Origin of the sequence: Kitasatospora sp. NPDC052868, from assembly GCF_044547105.1 — a bacterium.
Taxonomy (GTDB): domain Bacteria; phylum Actinomycetota; class Actinomycetes; order Streptomycetales; family Streptomycetaceae; genus Kitasatospora.
Window position 1 is genome coordinate 24903 of sequence record NZ_JBITZW010000041.1, and the last position, 19715, is coordinate 44617.

The following is a 19715-nucleotide window of genomic DNA, read 5'->3' on the forward strand; positions in this document are numbered from 1 at the left end:
CACAGCGTCTGTCTCATGGGGGACGGTAGAGCATGGGTCAGTTCAAGACGACCGCGGAAGAGATGCTGGGCTTCGCCAAGCACATGGACCAGGTCATCGGTCAGATCGAGGGTGAGATTCGCACCCTCGACAGTCTGGTCGGCTCGATTGCCGCGGGATGGCAGGGTCAGGCTGCTACCGCCTACAAGTCCCTGCAGACGCAGTTCAACGAGGATGCGGTGGAGCTCAACAAGTCGCTGAAGGCGATCAAGGAAGCGATCGAGGTCACGACCAAGCAGTACTCGGCCACCGACGCGGACCAGCAGGCCGCGTTCAAGGCCTGAGCCTCGGCCTGACGGGTCATCCATCGCCACCCCGGTGACGGGGTGCGCCGCTTCCTCGACTAGGAGACAACGTGTCCGACCAGCACATTCTCGTTAACTTCGAAGCCGTCAAGAGCGCCGGTGCCGAGGTTCGTCGCACCGCCAAGCAGATCTCGACCCAGCTCGAGGAGCTGAAGAGCGGCGTCACCAAGATCGCCGCCAGCTGGGAGGGTGTCGCCCAGCAGGGCTACCAGGCCCACCAGGCGAAGTGGGACCAGCGCGCCGCGCACCTGCAGCAGGTGCTCGAGCAGATCGCCAAGTCGCTGGACAACGCCGCCGACAGCTACCAGAGCACCGAGAAGAACAACGCCCAGCTCTGGGGCTGACGAGGTGCTCCCACCCCGCCAGGGGTGAGAACGACGCCGCCGTAAGGGGCGGGTGCCCGGTGTCCGGGCACCCGCCCCTGGCGCGCATTCACGGGTGGACGACATGAGGGGTGGCAGGGTGTCGGTAGGCAGGTACCGGAAGACGGCCGCGGCGCTGGCCGTGCTCGCGGTGCTGGGTGGCCCGCTGGCGGCCCCGGCGTACGCCGACGGCGTCCAGACCGGCCCCGGCCTCGCGTCCGCCGGAGACTGCCCCAACCCCGCGCCCGACGTCGAGGTCATGCCGTGGGCGCTGCAGCGCGTGGTGCTCGACGAGCTCTGGCAGGGCGGCAGGACCATCGGTGCCGGCGTCGTCGTCGCGGTCATCGACACCGGAGTGGACGACCACAACCCGCAGCTGGCGGGCAAGGTCCAGGACGGCGGCTCGCTGCTGAAGAACAAGGACAAGCAGAAGGTCGAGGGGACGGGCAAGGACGACCTGGTCGGCCACGGCACCAAGGTGGCCGGCATCATCGCCGCCTCCCACCGCGACCAGACCGGCTTCGTCGGGCTCGCCCCGGGCGCCACCATCCTGTCGATCCGCCAGAACGACAGCGAGGGCAACGGCGACGTCTCCTCCCTGGTCGAGGCGATCAACCTCGCGGTGCAGGGCGGCGCCAAGGTCATCAACATCTCGCAGGACGTGCGCGGCGCCGGGACGGCCGAGTTCAACGGCTACGCCGAGCTGAAGGCCGCCGTCGAGGCCGCCGAGGCCAAGGGCGTCGTGGTGGTGGCCTCCACCGGCAACGACGGCAAGGAGGGCGACACCTTCCCCGCGGCGTTCCCGACCGTGCTCGCCGTCGGCGCCTCCGACCGCAACAACGAGCGCGCCCTCTTCTCGCAGTACGGCGACTTCGTGGACGTCGCGGCCCCCGGTGTCGACATGCTCTCGACCGTCCCCAAGGGCGGCCAGTGCGTGGACAACGGCACCAGTTTCGCCGCGCCCTACGTGTCCGGCCTCGCCGCGCTGCTGGTCGGCGCCCACCCGGGCTGGAAGCCCGTGCAGGTGCGCGCCTGGATCGAGCAGACCGCCCAGCGCAACCTGCGCACCAGGGACCGGTTCATCGGCTGGGGCGTGGTGGACCCGCTGAAGGCCGTCACCAAGGCGCCCGACGCGGCCCCCGTCGCGCCCAAGGACGACCCGCCCGTCGAGCTGGCCGCCGCCCCGATCATTCCGCAGCCGCTCGGCCTCGGCGAGACCCAGGCCGACCGCGACGGCCGCACCGCGACGTACGTCCTCGGCGTCGGCGCCCTTCTCGTCGCGCTGCTCGTCGGCGGCGGCATCGTGCTCCGCGACCACCGCCGCCGCCCGCAGGGGCTCTGACCCCTCCGCGCCCCCGCCCGCCGGGCCGGTGAACCGACCCGGCCGTCGCGGCCGGTGCTGACCGTCGAGCAGCTGAAGGCCGTCGCCGTCAGCCCGAAGTGGACGCTCAAGAAGTAGCACCGTGCGGACACGGCAGTGCCCCGGGCCTGGGGGAGCCCGGGGCACTGCCGCATGGGGGTGGGGTGGGGGTCGTCAGGCCTGCTCGTCCTCGGGGAGGGTGATCACCCAGCGGGTGTCCTGCCGGGGGCGCAGGTAGAACAGCCAGTAGAGGGTCGCGGCGGCGGTGATGCCGCCGGTCCACAGCAGGGGCTCGGTGTCCAGCTGGGTCATGATGTAGACGAGCACCGCGATCAGCACGACCGGGACGGCCGGCCAGAGCGGCATCCGCCAGGCGGCGGCGTGCTTGTGGTGGTTGCGGCGCGACAGCAGGGCGGCGATCGCGACCAGCAGGTACATCCCGGTCACCGCGACGCCGGTGATCTCGCTGAGCAGCTCGCCCTTGACGAAGCACAGGGCGGCGCCGGGCAGGCCCACGGCCAGGGTGGCGATCCACGGGGAGCCGAACCGGCCCAGGGTGGCGAAGGCCTTGTTGACCGGCTCGGGCCAGGCCTTGTCGCGGGCCGAGGCGAACAGCACCCGGGAGTTCTGGATGACCATGACGATGCCGGCGTTGATGATGGCCAGCGCGACGCAGAGGCTGATGAAGGTGCCGACCGCGGAGCTGCTCCAGGCGGTGACCATGCCGGAGATGTCGCCGGAGCTCAGGGTCTCCAGGTCGGGGGCGCCCATGGTGATGGCGACCACCGGGACGAGGATGACGGCGGCGGAGATGCCGAGCGTCCACAGCACGGTGCGCGAGACGTTGCGGCGCGGGTTCTCCAGCTCCTCCGACAGGTAGACCGCGGTGGAGAAGCCCTGGGTGATGAAGAGTGCGATGCCGAGCGCGCCGATGATGGCGCCGATGCTCACCGTGGTGGTGGCACCGCCCTCGCCGGTCACCACGCCGTGCAGCATGCTGGGCGCGCCGCTGTTGGCGTGGGCGAAGCCGAGCACCGAGACCACCCCGGCGGCGATGACCTCCAGCACCAGGAAGATGCCGGTGATCCAGGCGTTGGCGCGCAGGTCCAGCAGGCCGGCCAGGGTGGCGGCGAGCATCACCGCGGCGCCGGCCATCGGCTTGTCCACGTGCAGCACCGGGGCGAGGTAGTCGGCGGTGCCGAGTGCGATCACCGAGGGGACGATCAGCACCACGATCAGCGACAGCACGAAGACCAGCCAGCCGGCCAGCCGCCCGGCCAGGGTGCCGACCATCGCGTACTCGCCGCCGGCGCTGGGGATCAGGGTGCCGAGCTCGGAGTAGCAGAAGGCCACCGCGATACAGAGCACCGAGCCGATCGCGATGGCCAGCGCGGTGGCGCTGCCGATGCTGGAGAACAGCTCCGGGACGATCACGAAGAGCGTGGAGGCCGGGGTGACGCAGGACAGCGTGAGCAGGGTCCCGCCCACGACGCCGATCGAGCGCTTGAGCTTCTGGGGCGAGGCGGTGGCGCCCTCGGCCGCCGCAGCGGGGGCTACGGCGCGTGGCGGGCGAAGCGTGTCGGTCATGCGGCTTCCGATCGACTCTGTGCGGTCCTGGAGAGGGGAGCGGTATCGCCTCCGCCGGCTGGTTGCTCTGGGTCCTGGTTCTGACGCTCCCGGTTCGCCATGGAACCTGGCCGTATTGATTGCGTCAATGGCCGAATTGCTTCGGAATCCGTTGCATGAAACGGCATAAACATACGATCCGGTGATCGCTCACGGTAATTGTCAAGTATGTCCGAGTTGTTACCTCTGCCACATTGCGATTGAATCCAAGGTGAACGCAGTGTTGCGGGCCAGGATTCAAAGGCTGTGGCCGAATGTGACGGTGGCACACCCAGGCGCCCCTCGACGGCCCGCCGGGCCCCGGGGCCACGACGGGAACCGCAGCGCCGGACCGGAAAGATCTAGGTAACGTTTCGGCACGTGGGACGCGAAAGGGGCCGGGCTCCCGAGGAACCCGACCCCTGGTCACCGAGCGTGACCGAAATGCGCGGACTATGCGGAGGGCAGCCAGCCCGTCTGCACCATCTGCCCGTTGGTGATCCGGCGCGACACGAACACCCCTCGGCCGGCCGGCAGCGGCTGCGGCTTCACGGTGCCCAGCAGTGCGCCCTCGTCCTTGCTGCCGGACAGGATCACGCCCTGGCCGCCCAGCTCGCGCATCCGCTGCATCACCGGCTCGTACAGCGAGCGCCCGGCACCGCCGGCGCTGCGCGCGATGATCATGCGCAGGCCGATGTCGCGGGCGAACGGCAGGAACTCGGCCAGCGGCGCCAGCGGGTTGCCCGAGGAGGTCGCCACCAGCTCGTAGTCGTCCACGATCACGAACATGTCCTTGCCGCTGTACCAGCTGCGGTTGCGCAGCTGCTCGGCGGTCACGTCCGGGCCGGGGAGGCGGCGCGAGCAGGCCCCGCGCAGCATCTCCACGATGCTCGTCATGGCCGGCTGCGCGGCCGCGTACTCCACCAGGTACTCCGGCGGCACCGTGCCGAGCAGTGCGCGCCGGTAGTCGCCGACCACGATGCCGGCCTGGTCCGGGGTGTACCGCTCGGTGATCTGCTTGATCAGCATCCGCAGCAGCGCCGACTTACCGGACTCGCTCTCGCCGAAGACGATGAACAGCGGGTCGGTCTCGAAGTTGACGAAGGCCGGAGCCAGCTCCACCTCGTCCACACCGAACGCGACACCGCGCTCCGGGACCTCGAAGCCCTTCGGCAGCGACTGCCCGTCGAGCACCGTCGGCAGCATCCGGACCTGCGGCGCGCGCGGACCCGACCAGGCCGCGTTGACGGCCTCGACCAGGCCGGCCACACCGCTCTGCAGGTCCTCCACCGTGGACAGGCCGTCCACCCGGGGCAGACCCGACAGGAAGTGCAGCTTCGACGCGGTGACACCGCGCCCGGGGGAGGACGGCACGTTCTGCGCCACCCGCCGGTCCACCTCGGACTCCATCGCGTCACCGAGCTTCAGCTCGGTCCGGTTCTGCAGCAGGTCCTTCAGCGCCGGCCGCACCTCGGCGTACCGGGCCGCCGTGATGACCAGGTGGACGCCGTAGCCGAGGCCGCGCTGGGCGATGTCCCCGATCACCGGCTCCAGCATCTCGAATTCCTGCTTGAAGGTGTTCCAGCCGTCGATCATCAGGAAGACGTCGCCGAACTGCTCGTCCGGCAGCTGCCCGTTCGCCCGGCGGGTGCGGTACGTGGAGATGGTGTCGATACCGGTCGCGCGGAACAGCTCCTCGCGCCGGTTGAGCACCCCGTGCACCTCGCTGATCATGCGGCGGACCTTCTCGCCGTCCAACCGCCCGGCCACCCCGCCGACGTGCGGCAGGTCCTGCAGCCCCTGGAAGCCGCCGCCGCCGAAGTCCAGCAGGTAGAACTGCGCCTCCAGCGGCGTGTGGGTGAGCGCGAAGGCCGCCACCGTGGTGCGCACCAGGGTCGACTTGCCGGACCGCGGACCACCGACGATCAGGCCGTGGCCGGCCGCGCCCGAGTAGTCCTGGTGCAGCACGTCGCGGCGCTGCTCGCGCGGCTTGTCGACGATGCCCACCGGCACCACCAGCCGGCCCAGCGCACCGAACCCGGGCGAGGTCAGCCCGCGCTCCGGCGTCGGCTGCAGCGGAGGCAGCAGCTGGTCCACGCTCATCGGCTCCTCCAGCGGAGGCAGCCACACCTGGTGCGCGGCCGGCCCCTGGCCCGCCATCCGCTGCACGAACACGTCCAGCACCGTGTCGACCAGCGCGTCGTCCAGCTCCTCGACCTCCGGCTCCACCTCCTGCACCAGCGGCTCCAGCACCGGCACCTCGGCGGCCGTGAACAGCACCGGCTGCGCGGTGACCAGCCGCCCGCCGCCCGACCGCTGCTGGCCCGGGGCGCGGTACGGCCCGGACACGTACGCGGCCTTGAAGCGGTCCATCACGTCGGTGCCGAACTTCAGGTACCCGACACCGGGAACCGGCGGCAGGTGGTAGGCGTCCGGCACACCGATCGCCGCTCGCGACTCGGCCGCCGAGAAGGTCCGCAGACCGATCCGGTACGAGAGGTAGGTGTCCAGACCGCGCAGCTTGCCCTCCTCCAGGCGCTGCGAGGCGAGCAGCAGGTGCACACCCAGCGAACGGCCGATCCGGCCGATCTGGATGAACATGTCGATGAAGTCCGGCTTGGCGGTGAGCAGTTCGGAGAACTCGTCGATGATCAGCACCAGCGAGGGCAGCGGGTCCAGCGCCGCACCCGCCCCGCGCGCCCGCTCGTACTCGTTGAGGTTGGCGTAGTTGCCGGCCGAGCGCAGCAGCTCCTGGCGCCGGCTCAGCTCGCCCTCGATCGCGTCGCGCATGCGGTCGACGAGGGTGAGCTCGCCCTCCAGGTTGGTGATCACCGCCGAGGTGTGCGGCATGTCCGCCATCCCGGAGAAGGTGGCACCACCCTTGAAGTCCGCGAGGACGAAGTTCAGCGTCTCCGAGGAGTGGGTCATCGCCAGACCCAGCACCAGGGTGCGCAGCAGCTCCGACTTGCCGGAGCCGGTCGCGCCGACGCACAGGCCGTGCGGGCCCATGCCGTCCAGCGCGGCCTCCTTGATGTCCAGGTAGACGTGCTCGCCGCCGGCGCCGACGCCGATCGGCACCCGCAGCTTCTCGTGCTGCGCGCGGGTGCGCCAGCTGCGGCTCACGTCGAAGGAGCCCGGGTCGCCGGAGCCCATCAGCTCGGTGAAGTCCAGGTTGGACAGCAGCGGCTCGTCGTCGCCGCCGGCCGAGATCCGGTACGGCGCGAGCTGGCGGGCCAGCGCCTCGGACTGCCAGGTGGACAGCGTGTCCGGCTTGCCGGCGTAGGTGGCACCGGAGGCCGAACGCAGCATCAGCTCCTGCGGCGTGACGGTGACGATCAGGTGGCCGGTCGGCTCGTCCAGATCGCCCGGGACGACCTCGACGATGGTCACCCCGTGCACACCCTCGGCGCCGGCCAGCAGCGAGTCGTGCGGCACCGAGGCGCCGTCCATCACGACGATGATGTGCGGCTGGTCGGCCGCCGGAGCGGCGTCCCGGACGAAGCGCTGGCGCCCCGCCAGCTCGTCCTGGAGCAGGTCCTCCAGCTCACCGAGGCCGGTGGCGATCAGCCGCCGCGATCCGGCGCCGTCGTTCTCCTTGCGGTGCTGGTTGTGCGGGAGCCACTTGGTCCACTCCCACTCGTCCACCGCGCCCGGCGCCGCGGCGACCGTGACCAGCAGGTCGTCCGGCGAGTGCAGGGTCGTCAACTGGGCGATCATCGCCCGGACGTTGCCGTACACCGTGTCGGGATCGCCGCAGACCGTGATGTGGTAGAAGGCGCGCAGCGAGACCGCCAACGGCAGGTCCTGCAGAGTGCCGTGGGCCTTGAGGAAGGTGTGCATCGCGGCGGCGGACAGCGGCTCCAGCTCGTCCATCGGCGCGGTCTGCGGGGCCACCAGCGGAGTGGACAGCTGCACCGGCCCCCGGCCGACCCGGATCTGCGCGAAGTCGGCGTCCCCGGTACGGCGTTCCCACAACCGGCGGCCGTCCGCGACGATCGACCAGAGCTGGTCGGGCTCCGGGTTGAGGAACAGCTGGGCGCCGCGCTGGCGCTCCGCGGTGCGCCGCACCTGGCGGCGCATCTGCTGCAGGTACTTGAGGTAGTCGCGCCGCTCGTCCGCGGTCGCGGTGGAGCCGCCCTTGCGCGCCCGCACGATCTGGGCCAGCGCCATCCCGACCGTGGAGACGATCATCAGACCGCCCATGATCTTCATCGGGGGCGCGGCGCCCGGCGAGAAGAAGAACACCGCCGAGCCGCCCATGCCGAGCATCGGCAGGATGCTCATCACCCAGTCCTCCCCGCCCGCCCTGGGCAGTTCGGGCGGGGTGACCAACTCCACCGGCTCGTCCGGCACCACCGGCGGATAGGCGCGGGCAGGCCGCTTGACCATGACAACACTCATGCGCCCACCCCATGGTCCTGAACGGTTCGCTCGCTCACTTCGGCATCAGCCCTCACGCAACTGGATACGTACGGGTGAGGACGCCCCGTGTGACGCCGCCCCCGCTCCGCCGACCGCAGGCACCCGGGGAGGAGCGCGGCCCCTGCCCCCGTCGCCTTGCGCAGGGGCCGATCCTACTGGTCGCCCCCGCGGGCCGTACCGGCCCTACCCCACCGCACCCTGCGCGGCACCGGGCACGAACGGAGCGGGTAGGGTAACGCCGCGCCAACTCATGGCCGGATCGAGCCAGTTCCGCCCCGGCCGCGCGCCCGCGCAGCAGCCACACCAGACCACCGCCGGTACGCGGCACAGTCAACCAACAAGGGGGAGCGCCCAGTGCGCCGAGCGATCGAGGGGTGCGCATGAGCACCGCCGCCACGACCGGCTTCTGCCGGGTCACCGTCGTCGCACCGGACAGCCGGATCGACGTCGCCCTGCCCGAGGACGTCCCGCTCGCGGACGTCTACCCCGAGGTGCTGCGCCTTTCCGGCCAGGCCCAGCCCGACGGCGCCCCGACCGGGTTCCACCTGGTCCGCCGCGACGGCACCGTGCTCGACAGCGGACTGCCGCTCGCCGCCCAGCAGGTCCGCGACGGCGACCTGCTCAGCCTGCGCCCGTTCGCCGAGTCGCTGCCGCCGGCCGTCTACGACGACGTCGCCGACGCCATCGCCACCGCCGTCGAGGCCGACCGCCGCTTCTGGAGCCCCGAGTTGATGCGGGCCTTCGGCCTGATCGGCGCTGGAGTCCTGCTCACCCTGCTCGGCTTCGCCCTCTGGTTCTCCGACCTGCTCCACGACATGCACGGCCTGCCCGGCGTGCTGTCCGGCGTCACCGCCGTCGTGCTCACCGCACTGGCCGGCGTCCGGGCCCGGGTCTACCAGGACCCGTACGCCGCCCTGGCCCTCGGCCTGGGCGCGCTGCCGCACGCCATGATCGGCGGCAGCGGCATCATCGCCGTCGCCCACAAGTGGGACGGCCCGGGCCGGCTCCAGTTCCTCACCGGCTGCGTCGCCGTCCTGGTCGTCGCCGTCCTGCTGGTCGGCCTGCTGCCCGAGAAGGACTCGCTGTTCGTCGCCGCCGCCTTCCTGGCCGCGGCCGGCGCGCTTGCCACCTTCGCCGCCGTCCTCCTCCCGCAGACCCCGGCCGGCCACATCGCCGCCGTCACCGGCGTCGCGGCCGTCGCCGTGATCGGCTTCCTGCCCGGCCTGTCCGCGCGCTTCGCCCGGCTGCCCGTCGGCTTCAGCGCCCCCGGCCAGACCCGCACCCGCAGTCGCGACTACGACGAGGAGGCCGGCCGCGCCGAGGCCGTCCAGTACGAGCGGATCGCCCAGCAGGCCCGCCGCGGCCACGAGGTGCTGGTCGGCCTGGTCGGCGGCTGCGCCGCGGTGATCGTCGGCGCCTGCGCGGTGCTCGGCTTCACCGACCAGGTCTACCCCGAGCTGCTCGCCCTGGCCATCGGCATCGCCACCATGCTGCGCGCCCGGTTGTTCCGCTACACCGCGCAGGTCTTCAGCCTCACCATCGCGGGCCTGCTCGGCCTGTCGTTGCTGATCATCGGCCTGTCGTTGCACACCCCGCTGTTCATCCTGAAGGCCACCAGCTCCACCGACGTCGACCTGCGCACCATCTGGCTGGCCGCCTCGATCGCCTTCGGTGCGGCGGTGCTCACCGCCATCGCCCTGGTGGTGCCCCGACTCGGCGTCTCCCCCTTCTGGGGACGCATCCTGGACCTGGTCGACAGCATCACCCTGATCGCCCTCGTCCCGATCGCGCTGGCCGTGCTCGACGTCTACAACCTGGTACGCGGCGCCACCGGCTGACCGGCCCGAGGACGGGCACTGGTACGCTTGGCCTTCGAGCGCAGCCGTGTGCCCGGCCCCGGGTCGGAGGCAGCAGGCGGCGCCCGCATTACGACACCGAGTTCTCCAAGAGTCCTGTGCCGTAGACCAGGACTGCTCGGTATCACCTCTGAAGGAGTTGCAGTGGCTCTCGCCTCTGACGTCAAGAAGCAGATCTTCGCCGAGTTCGGCCAGAAGGAGGGCGACACCGGCTCCCCCGAGGTCCAGGTCGCCATGCTCTCGCGCCGCATCTCGGACCTGACCGAGCACCTCAAGGCCCACAAGCACGACCACCACTCGCGTCGTGGCCTGCTGATCCTGGTCGGCCAGCGCCGCCGCCTGCTGCAGTACCTGGCCAAGAAGGACATCGAGCGCTTCCGTACGCTCGTCGACCGCCTGGGCATCCGCCGCGGTGCCGCCGGTGGCGCCCGCTAAGACCGCCGCTCGGGGCGGCTCCCCACACCGGGGAGCCGCCCCTCGCGCGTATGCCGCGGCCGACGATCCGCGGCGCCCGAACATAACAACTCGCGCGCACCTCCCCAGGTGGCCGAGGATTGCACCGTAGGGTTGTGGGCATGCCGGGTGATGGCGCCAACGGCGCGCCACCCGAACCAGGACCCCAACCCCCCGCGGGACGAAGGCTTCAAACGGAAGCCGCCCGCATCCGAGAGAGCGTCCAGACGCGGACCGCCCGTCCAGGCCTGGCAGCCGAGAGGCGCCGGTCCTCGGTAGTGGCCGTCGGAAGTCCCGCAGACCGAGCGGGCACTCCGGAGGCTTCGATCGAAGACCGGCCCGGCTGGTCCAGGGCCCACCGGCAGGCCAAGCGCGGGGACGCTCTCCCGGAGACGTACGAAAGAGGAGATCTTCCAGGTGGAAGAGAACGTGTTCTACGCCGAAGCCGTCATCGACAACGGTTCCTTCGGCACCCGTACCATCCGCTTCGAGACCGGCCGCCTGGCCCGTCAGGCCGCCGGCTCCGCCGTGGCCTACCTGGACGACGACACCATGGTGCTGTCGGCCACGAGCGCCTCCAAGCAGCCGAAGGAGCACTTCGACTTCTTCCCGCTGACCGTGGACGTCGAGGAGCGGATGTACGCCGCGGGCCGCATCCCCGGCTCGTTCTTCCGTCGTGAGGGCCGGCCCTCCGAGGACGCGATCCTCACCTGCCGCCTGATCGACCGCCCGCTGCGCCCGTCCTTCGTCAAGGGCCTGCGCAACGAGATCCAGGTCGTCTGCACGATCATGGCGCTCAACCCCGACCACCTGTACGACGTCGTGGCCATCAACGCCGCCTCCGCGTCCACCCAGCTGGCCGGCCTGCCGTTCTCCGGCCCGATCGGCGGCGTCCGCGTCGCGCTGATCAAGGGCCAGTGGGTCGCGTTCCCGACCCACAGCGAGCTGGAGGACGCCGTCTTCGACATGGTCGTCGCCGGCCGCACGCTGCCCGACGGCGATGTCGCGATCATGATGGTCGAGGCCGAGGCCACCACCAAGACCATCAAGCTGGTCGAGGGCGGCGCCGAGGCGCCGACCGAGGACGTCGTGGCCGCCGGCCTCGAGGCCTCGAAGCCCTTCATCAAGGTGCTCTGCGCCGCGCAGTCGCAGCTGGCCGCCCAGGCCGCCAAGCCGACCGCCGAGTTCCCGATCTTCCTGGACTACCAGGACGACGTGCTGGCCGCCCTGACCAACGCGGTCAAGGACGAGCTGTCGCAGGCGCTGACCATCGCCGGCAAGCAGGAGCGCAACGCCGAGCTGGACCGCGTCAAGGCGATCGCCGCCGAGAAGCTCCTGCCGGAGTTCGAGGGCCGCGAGAAGGAGATCAGCGCCGCGTACAACGCGCTGACCAAGAAGGTCGTGCGCGAGCGCGTCATCAAGGACAAGGTCCGCATCGACGGCCGCGGTGTCACCGACATCCGCACCCTGGCCGCCGAGGTCGAGGCCATCCCGCGCGTCCACGGCTCGGCCCTGTTCGAGCGCGGCGAGACCCAGATCCTGGGTGTCACCACGCTGAACATGCTCCGCATGGAGCAGCAGCTCGACACGCTCTCCCCGGAGACGCGTCGCCGCTACATGCACAACTACAACTTCCCGCCGTACTCGGTCGGCGAGACCGGCCGCGTGGGCTCGCCCAAGCGCCGCGAGATCGGCCACGGCGCGCTGGCCGAGCGGGCGATCCTGCCCGTGCTGCCGACCCGCGAGGAGTTCCCCTACGCGATCCGCCAGGTCTCCGAGGCGCTGAGCTCCAACGGCTCCACCTCGATGGGCTCGGTCTGCGCCTCGACGATGTCGCTGCTGAACGCCGGTGTGCCGCTGAAGGCCGCCGTCGCCGGTATCGCGATGGGCCTGATCTCGCAGGAGATCGACGGCGAGACGCACTACGTCGCGCTGACCGACATCCTGGGCGCCGAGGACGCGTTCGGCGACATGGACTTCAAGGTCGCCGGTACCCGCAACTTCATCACCGCCCTGCAGCTGGACACCAAGCTGAACGGCATCCCGGCGTCGGTGCTGGCCGCCGCGCTGAAGCAGGCCAAGGACGCCCGCCTGCACATCCTCGACGTGATGAACGAGGCGATCGACACTCCGGACGAGATGTCGCCGAACGCCCCGCGCATCATCACCATCAAGATCCCGGTGGACAAGATCGGTGAGGTCATCGGCCCCAAGGGCAAGATGATCAACCAGATCCAGGAGGACACCGGCGCGGACATCACCATCGAGGACGACGGCACCATCTACATCGGTGCGGTCGACGGTCCCTCGGCGGAGGCTGCCCGTACGACGATCAACCAGATCGCCAACCCGACCATGCCGGAGGTCGGCGAGCGCTACCTGGGCACCGTGGTGAAGACCACGACGTTCGGCGCGTTCGTCTCGCTCATGCCGGGCAAGGACGGCCTGCTGCACATCTCGCAGATCCGCAAGCTCGCCGGTGGCAAGCGCGTGGAGAACGTCGAGGACGTGCTGGGCGTCGGCGCCAAGGTCCAGGTCGAGATCGCCGAGATCGACCCGCGCGGCAAGCTCTCGCTGATCCCGGTCGTCGAGGGCGAGGAGGGCGGCGAGGCCGCTTCCGAGTGAAGCGCCGCTAGCCACCCCGTTCCATAGAAGCGGCCGCGGCCCGCACGCCCCGTCGGCGTGCGGGCCGCACCCTGTTGTTCTCGCATCACTACGGAGGTACACCCCGTGGCTCAGGCCTCGGCGGCGACGCAGCGCCCCGGCACCACCCGGACCCTGCTCAAGGGGGTCGACGGTGCCGGCACGGTACGCCGCACCGTCCTCCCCGGCGGCCTGCGGGTCGTCACCGAGACCCTGCCGACGGTGCGCTCCGCGACCTTCGGCATCTGGGTCGGCGTCGGTTCACGGGACGAGACCCCGCAGCTGAACGGTGCCACCCACTACCTGGAGCACCTCCTCTTCAAGGGCACCGAGCGGCGCAGCGCGCTGGACATCTCGGCGGCCCTGGACGCGGTCGGCGGCGAGATGAACGCCTTCACCGCGAAGGAGAACACCTGCTACTACGCCCGGGTCCTCGACACCGACCTGCCGCTGGCCATCGACGTGGTCTGCGACATGCTCACCGGTTCGCTGATCCGCCCCGAGGACGTGGAGGCCGAGCGCGGCGTCATCCTCGAGGAGATGGCGATGGCCGAGGACGACCCGGGCGACGTGGTGCACGACCTCTTCGCCAAGGCGATCTTCGGCAGCGGCCCGCTCGGCCGCCCGATCCTCGGCACCCAGGAGACCGTCCGGGGCCTCACCCGGGACCAGATCGCCGGGTTCTTCCACCGCCGCTACAAGCCCGAGCACCTGGTGGTCGCGGCGGCCGGCAACCTGGACCACCGCAAGGTCGTCAAGCAGGTCGAGCAGGCCTTCGCACCGCTGCTGGCGCGCTCCGAGGCGGCCCCCGCCGCGGCCCGCCGCGGCGTCAAGGCGCTCCGCACGGCCGGCCGGGTCGAGGTGCTCAACCGCTCCACCGAGCAGGCCCACCTGGTGCTGGGCGTGCCCGGCGTGCCCCGGCACGACGAGCGCCGCTGGGCGATGGGCGTGCTCAACGCGGCCCTCGGCGGCGGCATGAGCTCGCGGCTCTTCCAGGAGGTCCGGGAGAAGCGCGGCCTGGCGTACTCGGTGTACTCCTACTCCTCCTCCTACGCGGACAGCGGCCTGTTCGGCATCTACGCCGGCTGCCAGCCCAAGCGGGTCGAGGAGGTGCTGCGGATCTGCCGCGAGGAGCTCGCCAAGGTGGTCGCCGACGGCATCACCGAGGAGGAGCTGCGCCGGGCGATCGGCCAGATCTCCGGCTCCACCGTGCTCGGCATGGAGGACACCGGCTCGCTGATGAACCGGATCGGCAAGGCCGAGCTGAGCTACGGCCACCACCTCTCGGTGGACGAGATGCTGGCCAAGATAGCGGCCGTGACCCTGGACGACGTCCACGCCGTGGCCCGTGACGTGCTGGGCGCGTACCGGCCGTCGCTGGCGCTGATCGGCCCGATCAACGACAAGCGGGCCGCCGGGCTCGCCGACCTGCTGGTCTGAAGGGACTAATCGCTATGACGCTGCGTGTCGCCGTGATCGGCGCCGGGGGCCGGATCGGCTCCGAGGCCGTCAAGGCCGTCGAGGCCGCCCCGGACATGGAGCTGGTCGCCGCGCTGGGCCGGGGCTCCGACCTCGACGAGCTGACCAGGGCGGGTGTGCAGGTCGCCGTCGAGCTGACCCACCCCGACTCGGTGATGGGCAACCTCGACTACTGCCTGCGCCACGGGATCCACGTGGTCACCGGCACCACCGGCTGGACGGACGAGCGGCTGGCCACCGTCGGCGGCCTGCTGGAGAAGGCGCCCGAACTGGGGCTGCTGATCGCGCCGAACTTCTCGCTCGGCGCCGTGCTGGGCATGAAGTTCGCGCAGACCGCGGCCCGGTACTTCGAGTCGGTCGAGGTGGTCGAGCTGCACCACGACCGCAAGGCGGACGCGCCCAGCGGCACCGCCACCCGCACCGCGCAGCTGATCGCCGCCGCCCGCGCGGAGGCCGGCCTGCCCGCGCAGCAGGACCCGACCACGCACAGCCTGCCCGGCGCCCGCGGCGCCGACGTGGACGGTGTGCCGGTGCACGCCGTCCGGCTGCGCGGCCTGCTCGCGCACCAGCAGGTGATGTTCGGCGACACCGGCGAGACACTCACCATCCGGCACGACTCGCTGCACCACAGCAGCTTCATGCCCGGCATCCTGCTCGGTGTCCGCAAGGTCGTGGAGCACCACGGGCTCACCGTGGGCCTCGAGAACTTCCTGGACCTGTGAGCACCGGATGACCTCCCGTACCGGTTTCTTCGTCCTCTCCGGCGTCCTGCTGCTGGTGGCCCTGGTCTGCGTGGGCGAGGGCGTCCAGCTGATCGCCACCGGCAAGCCGCTCGGCATCGGCATGGGGCTCTGCGCCTTCGTCATCCCGCCGATCGGGGTCTGGTTCCTGCGGCAGACCGTCCGCTTCGGCCGGGCCAGCGAGCGGCTCGCCCGCGAGCTGGAGGCCGAGGGCGGCCTGCCGGTGGACGAGCTGAAGCGCACCACCGGCGGACGGATCGACCGGGCCTCGGCCGACGAGGTGTTCGCCCGCCGCAGGGCGGAGGCCGAGCAGGCGCCCGGCGACTGGCGGGTCTTCTTCCGCCTCGCGGTGGCGTACGCCGACGCCGGGGACACCCCGCGTGCCCGCAAGACCATGCAGCACGCGATCACACTGCACAGCCGCACCGAACCCGCAAGGAGTAGCGCGTGACCGATGAAACGACGGCCCCCCAGTTCCGCAGCGATGTGACCGTGGAGCTGGTCCGCAGCGCCGCCGCCGACTCGGACGTCATCTGGGCGGCCCGCGTCTCGACGGCGGGCGAGCAGTCCCTGGAGGCGCTCCAGCAGGACCCGGAGAAGTCCAAGGGCTTGATCAACTACCTGATGCGGGACCGGCACGGCACGCCGTTCGAGCACAACTCGATGACCTTCTTCATCAGCGCGCCGATCTTCGTCTTCCGCGAGTTCCACCGCCACCGCAGCGGCTGGTCCTATAACGAGGAGTCCGGCCGCTACCGCGAGCTGCAGCCGGTCTTCTACGTGCCGGGCGAGGAGCGCAAGCTCGTCCAGCAGGGCCGTCCGGGCCGCTACGAGTTCGTCGACGGCACGCCCGAGCAGCACCGGACCGTCACCGGGGCGATGGAGACGGCGTACCGCGAGGCGTACGGCCGCTACCAGGAGATGCTGGACGCCGGCGTCGCCCGCGAGGTGGCCCGGGCCGTCCTGCCGGTGGGTCTGTTCTCCTCGATGTACGCGACCTGCAACGCCCGTTCGCTGATGCACTTCCTGTCGCTGCGGACCAAGAAGGAGAACGCCGCCGTGCCGTCCTTCCCGCAGCGCGAGATCGAGATGGTCGCCGAGCAGATGGAGGAGCAGTGGGCCCGGCTCATGCCCCTCACCCATGCGGCCTTCGAGAAGCACGGCCGCGTCGCCCCCTGACCTGGGGTGATAGGCATATGGACGGTTTGCCGGGCATGTCTGGATTGCGGCTTTTCTAGCCGCTCCCTACGCTCGTGACACGGATTCCGGTGCTGCTTGAACCCCCGAGCATGCAGCACCGGAATCCCACTGTCTGCGCCGACCTGAGTGCTACACCTGTCCGAACCCTGGACCGGCATGGGTACCGCCCCACCGCCTACGAGTAGCTTTGGACGCATGGCTCCGACCTCCACCCCCCAGACGCCTTTCGGCCGGGTCCTGACCGCCATGGTCACCCCGTTCACCGCCGACGGCGGCCTCGACCTCGACGGCGCCCAGCGCCTCGCGGCCCACCTCGTCGACTCCGGCAACGACGGCCTCGTCGTCAACGGCACCACCGGCGAGTCCCCGACCACCAGCGACGCCGAGAAGGCCCGCCTCGTACGCGCCGTGGTGGAGGCGGTGGGGGACCGCGCCCACGTCGTGGCCGGTGTCGGCACCAACGACACCCACCACAGCGCCGACCTGGCCCGCCAGGCCGAGACCGCCGGAGCCCACGGCCTGCTGGTCGTCACGCCGTACTACAGCAAGCCCCCGCAGGAGGGCCTGTACCGGCACACCACGCACATCGCCGACGCCACCGGGCTGCCGGTGATGCTCTACGACATCCCCGGCCGCAGCGGTGTCGCGCTGAGCCACGAGACGCTGGTCCGGCTCGGTGAGCACCCGCGGATCGTCGCCAACAAGGACGCCAAGGGCGACCTCGGCGCCGCCGCCTGGGCGATCGCCCGCTCGGACCTCGCCTGGTACTCCGGCGACGACATCCTGAACCTGCCGCTGCTGTCCGTCGGAGCGGTCGGCGTGGTCAGCGTGGTCGGCCACGTGGTCGCGGGCGAGCTGCGCAGCATGGTCGAGGCCTTCCAGAGCGGCGATGTGGCCAAGGCCACGGCGATCCACCAGAGCCTGCTGCCGGTCTTCAGCGGTATGTTCCGCACGCAGGGTGTCATCCTCACCAAGGCCGCGCTGGAGCTCCAGGGCCTGCCGGCCGGGCCGCTGCGGCTGCCGCTGATCGGTGCGGACTCCGAGGAGATCGCGCAATTGAAGAAGGATCTCGCCGCAGGCGGGGTACACCTGTAACAGACACAGACGTGCGCGCCCCGGCTCGCCGGCCCTTTGCGGGACCGTCGCTGAACCGGACGAAGGCGCGAGAGCACCGACCCAGTAGGAAACCGACACTGAGTACGCACGCCATATGTCTCCAGGGGGAGGACCCCGGGCATATGGCGTGCGTCGTGAGGAGAGTCTTTTGAGCCACCCGCACCCCGAACTCGGCGCGCCCCCCGCTCTCAAGGAGGGCGCGCTCCGCATCACCCCGCTCGGCGGTCTCGGTGAGATCGGCCGCAACATGACGGTCCTGGAGTACGGGGACCGCATGCTCATCATCGACTGCGGTGTCCTCTTCCCCGAGGACGAGCAGCCCGGCGTCGACCTGATCCTCCCGGACTTCAGCTACATCCGGGGCCGTCTCGACAAGATCGACGGCATCATCCTGACCCACGGACACGAGGACCACATCGGCGCGGTGCCGTTCCTGCTCCGGGAGAACCCGGACATCCCGCTGATCGGTTCGAAGCTCACCCTCGCCCTGATCGAGGCCAAGCTCGCCGAGCACCGCATCCGCCCGTACGTGCTGGAGGTCAAGGAGGGCGACCGCGAGCGGATCGGCCCCTTCGACTGCCAGTTCATCGCGGTCAACCACTCCATCCCCGACGCGCTGGCCGTCGCCGTCCGCACGACGGCCGGCATGGTCGTCGCCACCGGCGACTTCAAGATGGACCAGCTGCCGCTCGACGGCCGCCTCACCGACCTGCCGGCCTTCGCCAAGCTGGCGGAGGAGGGCATGGACCTGCTGCTGGTGGACTCCACCAACGCCGAGGTCCCCGGCTTCATCCCGTCCGAGCGGGACATCTCGGCCGCGCTGCGAAACGTTTTCGCGAGCGCCGAGAAGCGGATCATCGTGGCCTCCTTCGCGAGCCACGTGCACCGGATCCAGCAGGTGCTGGACGCCGCGCACGAGCACAAGCGCAAGGTCGCCTTCGTCGGCCGCTCGATGGTCCGCAACATGGGCATCGCGCGGGACCTCGGCTACCTGAAGGTCCCCGGCAACATGATCGTGGACGTCAAGCAGCTGGACGACCTGCCGGACAAGGACGTCGTGCTGATCTGTACCGGTTCGCAGGGCGAGCCGATGGCCGCGCTGTCCCGGATGGCCAACCGCGACCACCAGATCCGCATCGTCGAGGGCGACACCGTCGTCCTCGCCTCCTCGCTGATCCCCGGCAACGAGACCGCCATCTACCGGGTGATCAACGGCCTGACCCGCTGGGGCGCCAAGGTCGTGCACAAGGGCAACGCCAAGGTGCACGTCTCGGGCCACGCCTCGGCAGGCGAGCTGCTGTACTTCTTCAACATCTGCAAGCCGCGCAACCTGATGCCGGTCCACGGCGAGTGGCGCCACCTGCGGGCGGCCGCCGACCTGGGCATCGCCACCGGTGTGCCGCGCAACCGCACGGTCATCGCCGAGGACGGCGTCTGCGTCGACCTGGAGGGCGGCGTCGCGCGGATCGTCGGCAAGGTGCAGGCGGGCTACGTCTACGTCGACGGCTCGTCGGTCGGCGACATCACCGAGGCCTCGCTCAAGGACCGCAGAATCCTCGGCGAGGAGGGCTTCATCTCGGTGTTCGTGGTGGTCGACTCCACCAACGGCAAGATGGTGAGCGGCCCGACCATCCAGGCCCGCGGCTCCGGTATTGACGACAACGCGTTCGTCCCGGTCGTCGCGAAGCTCCAGGAGGCCCTGGAGCGCTCGGCCGGTGACGGCGTCCTCGAGGTCCGTCAGGTTCAGCAGCTGGTCCGCCGGACCATCGGCAAGTGGGTGGCGGACAACTACCGCCGCCGGCCGATGATCCTGCCGGTCGTGGTCGAGGTCTGATCCTCCCGCTGGTCGGTTTGACGTGGGGCAGCCCGGTGCGTAATGTTCTCCGGGTTGCCCCACGGGACGGCCCCGGCAGAAGTTCTCGAAATGAAATTCGAGAACGGAGCGCGGAAAACGGCCCGAGAAACTCTGGTAGAGTTCGGGAGCGCCGAAAGGCCAAAGCAAATCAGATAAACGAAACTCCGGAAAACGGAGCGGAAAACATCTGCTAAGCTGGAAACACGAAAGAACGAAGCGCCCGGAGGGCCCGCTGGAAGGCGGTCCGAAGGAAGTGTCCGTTCCTTGAGAACTCAACAGC

14 protein-coding genes are annotated in these 19715 nt (G+C 70.5%); 12 read left to right on the top strand and 2 right to left on the bottom strand.

All coding sequences use genetic code 11. From position 1 onward, the window contains the following. Nucleotides 1-32 precede the first annotated feature (32 nt). The 3 genes from ACIGZJ_RS35910 to mycP all read left to right on the top strand — a co-directional run bounded on the left by ACIGZJ_RS35910 (nt 33) and on the right by mycP (nt 2048). Nucleotides 33-323: a WXG100 family type VII secretion target gene (locus ACIGZJ_RS35910; RefSeq protein WP_396461220.1), complete on the top strand. Its 291-nt coding sequence runs from the start codon at nt 33-35 to the stop codon at nt 321-323. Nucleotides 324-394: 71 nt separating this feature from the next. Next, nucleotides 395-688: a WXG100 family type VII secretion target gene (locus ACIGZJ_RS35915; RefSeq protein WP_396461221.1), complete on the top strand. Its 294-nt coding sequence runs from the start codon at nt 395-397 to the stop codon at nt 686-688. Between the two features lie 103 nt (nt 689-791). Continuing rightward, nucleotides 792-2048: a type VII secretion-associated serine protease mycosin gene (gene mycP / locus ACIGZJ_RS35920; RefSeq protein ID WP_396461222.1), complete on the top strand. Its 1257-nt coding sequence runs from the start codon at nt 792-794 to the stop codon at nt 2046-2048. Nucleotides 2049-2240: 192 nt separating this feature from the next. On the opposite strand, the gene ACIGZJ_RS35925 is transcribed toward mycP, so the two are convergent. Next, a complete protein-coding gene (locus ACIGZJ_RS35925; RefSeq protein WP_396461223.1) occupies nt 2241-3653 on the bottom strand; it encodes an APC family permease in 1413 nt (470 codons plus the stop codon). Nucleotides 3654-4124: 471 nt separating this feature from the next. After that, nucleotides 4125-8072, bottom strand: a complete 3948-nt coding sequence (gene eccCa / locus ACIGZJ_RS35930) for a type VII secretion protein EccCa (protein WP_396461224.1) — start codon at nt 8070-8072, stop codon at nt 4125-4127. 401 nt (nt 8073-8473) lie between these two features. Here eccCa and eccD point away from each other — a divergent pair, with 401 nt between their 5' ends. From eccD to ACIGZJ_RS35975, 9 genes are all read left to right on the top strand, one after another. Then, nucleotides 8474-9931: a type VII secretion integral membrane protein EccD gene (gene eccD / locus ACIGZJ_RS35935; protein ID WP_396461225.1), complete on the top strand. Its 1458-nt coding sequence runs from the start codon at nt 8474-8476 to the stop codon at nt 9929-9931. 162 nt (nt 9932-10093) lie between these two features. Further along, a complete protein-coding gene (gene rpsO, locus ACIGZJ_RS35940; protein ID WP_030397713.1) occupies nt 10094-10384 on the top strand; it encodes a 30S ribosomal protein S15 in 291 nt (96 codons plus the stop codon). Nucleotides 10385-10819: 435 nt separating this feature from the next. Continuing rightward, on the top strand, nt 10820-13027 hold the full coding sequence (locus ACIGZJ_RS35945; RefSeq protein WP_396461226.1) for a polyribonucleotide nucleotidyltransferase: 2208 nt from the start codon (nt 10820-10822) through the stop codon (nt 13025-13027). Nucleotides 13028-13111: 84 nt separating this feature from the next. After that, nucleotides 13112-14485, top strand: a complete 1374-nt coding sequence (locus ACIGZJ_RS35950; RefSeq protein ID WP_396461234.1) for a M16 family metallopeptidase — start codon at nt 13112-13114, stop codon at nt 14483-14485. Nucleotides 14486-14499: 14 nt separating this feature from the next. After that, nucleotides 14500-15246 (top strand): 4-hydroxy-tetrahydrodipicolinate reductase, encoded by a 747-nt coding sequence (dapB, locus tag ACIGZJ_RS35955; protein ID WP_396461227.1) that lies wholly within the window; start codon nt 14500-14502, stop codon nt 15244-15246. A 7-nt stretch (nt 15247-15253) separates the two neighbouring features. After that, a complete protein-coding gene (locus ACIGZJ_RS35960) occupies nt 15254-15715 on the top strand; it encodes a hypothetical protein (RefSeq protein ID WP_396461228.1) in 462 nt (153 codons plus the stop codon). After that, on the top strand, nt 15712-16443 hold the full coding sequence (gene thyX, locus ACIGZJ_RS35965) for an FAD-dependent thymidylate synthase (protein ID WP_396461229.1): 732 nt from the start codon (nt 15712-15714) through the stop codon (nt 16441-16443). Before ACIGZJ_RS35960 ends, thyX begins: the two co-directional genes overlap by 4 nt. Nucleotides 16444-16659: 216 nt before the next feature. Then, the gene (gene dapA, locus ACIGZJ_RS35970; RefSeq protein ID WP_396461230.1) at nt 16660-17559 is read left to right on the top strand and encodes a 4-hydroxy-tetrahydrodipicolinate synthase; all 900 of its coding nucleotides are present in this window, start codon (nt 16660-16662) and stop codon (nt 17557-17559) included. A 169-nt stretch (nt 17560-17728) separates the two neighbouring features. Next, the gene (locus tag ACIGZJ_RS35975) at nt 17729-19414 is read left to right on the top strand and encodes a ribonuclease J (RefSeq protein WP_396461231.1); all 1686 of its coding nucleotides are present in this window, start codon (nt 17729-17731) and stop codon (nt 19412-19414) included. Nucleotides 19415-19715 lie beyond the last annotated feature (301 nt).

Excerpts from the sequence above, each read along its gene's own strand:
- ACIGZJ_RS35910 (WP_396461220.1), top strand. The coding sequence starts at position 33 with ATGGGTCAGTTCAAGACGACCGCGGAAGAGATGCTGGGCTTCGCCAAG.
- mycP (WP_396461222.1), top strand. The coding sequence starts at position 792 with ATGAGGGGTGGCAGGGTGTCGGTAGGCAGGTACCGGAAGACGGCCGCG.
- ACIGZJ_RS35925 (WP_396461223.1), bottom strand. The coding sequence starts at position 3,653 with ATGACCGACACGCTTCGCCCGCCACGCGCCGTAGCCCCCGCTGCGGCG.
- eccCa (WP_396461224.1), bottom strand. The coding sequence starts at position 8,072 with ATGAGTGTTGTCATGGTCAAGCGGCCTGCCCGCGCCTATCCGCCGGTG.
- eccD (WP_396461225.1), top strand. The coding sequence starts at position 8,474 with ATGAGCACCGCCGCCACGACCGGCTTCTGCCGGGTCACCGTCGTCGCA.
- dapB (WP_396461227.1), top strand. The coding sequence starts at position 14,500 with ATGACGCTGCGTGTCGCCGTGATCGGCGCCGGGGGCCGGATCGGCTCC.
- ACIGZJ_RS35960 (WP_396461228.1), top strand. The coding sequence starts at position 15,254 with ATGACCTCCCGTACCGGTTTCTTCGTCCTCTCCGGCGTCCTGCTGCTG.
- dapA (WP_396461230.1), top strand. The coding sequence starts at position 16,660 with ATGGCTCCGACCTCCACCCCCCAGACGCCTTTCGGCCGGGTCCTGACC.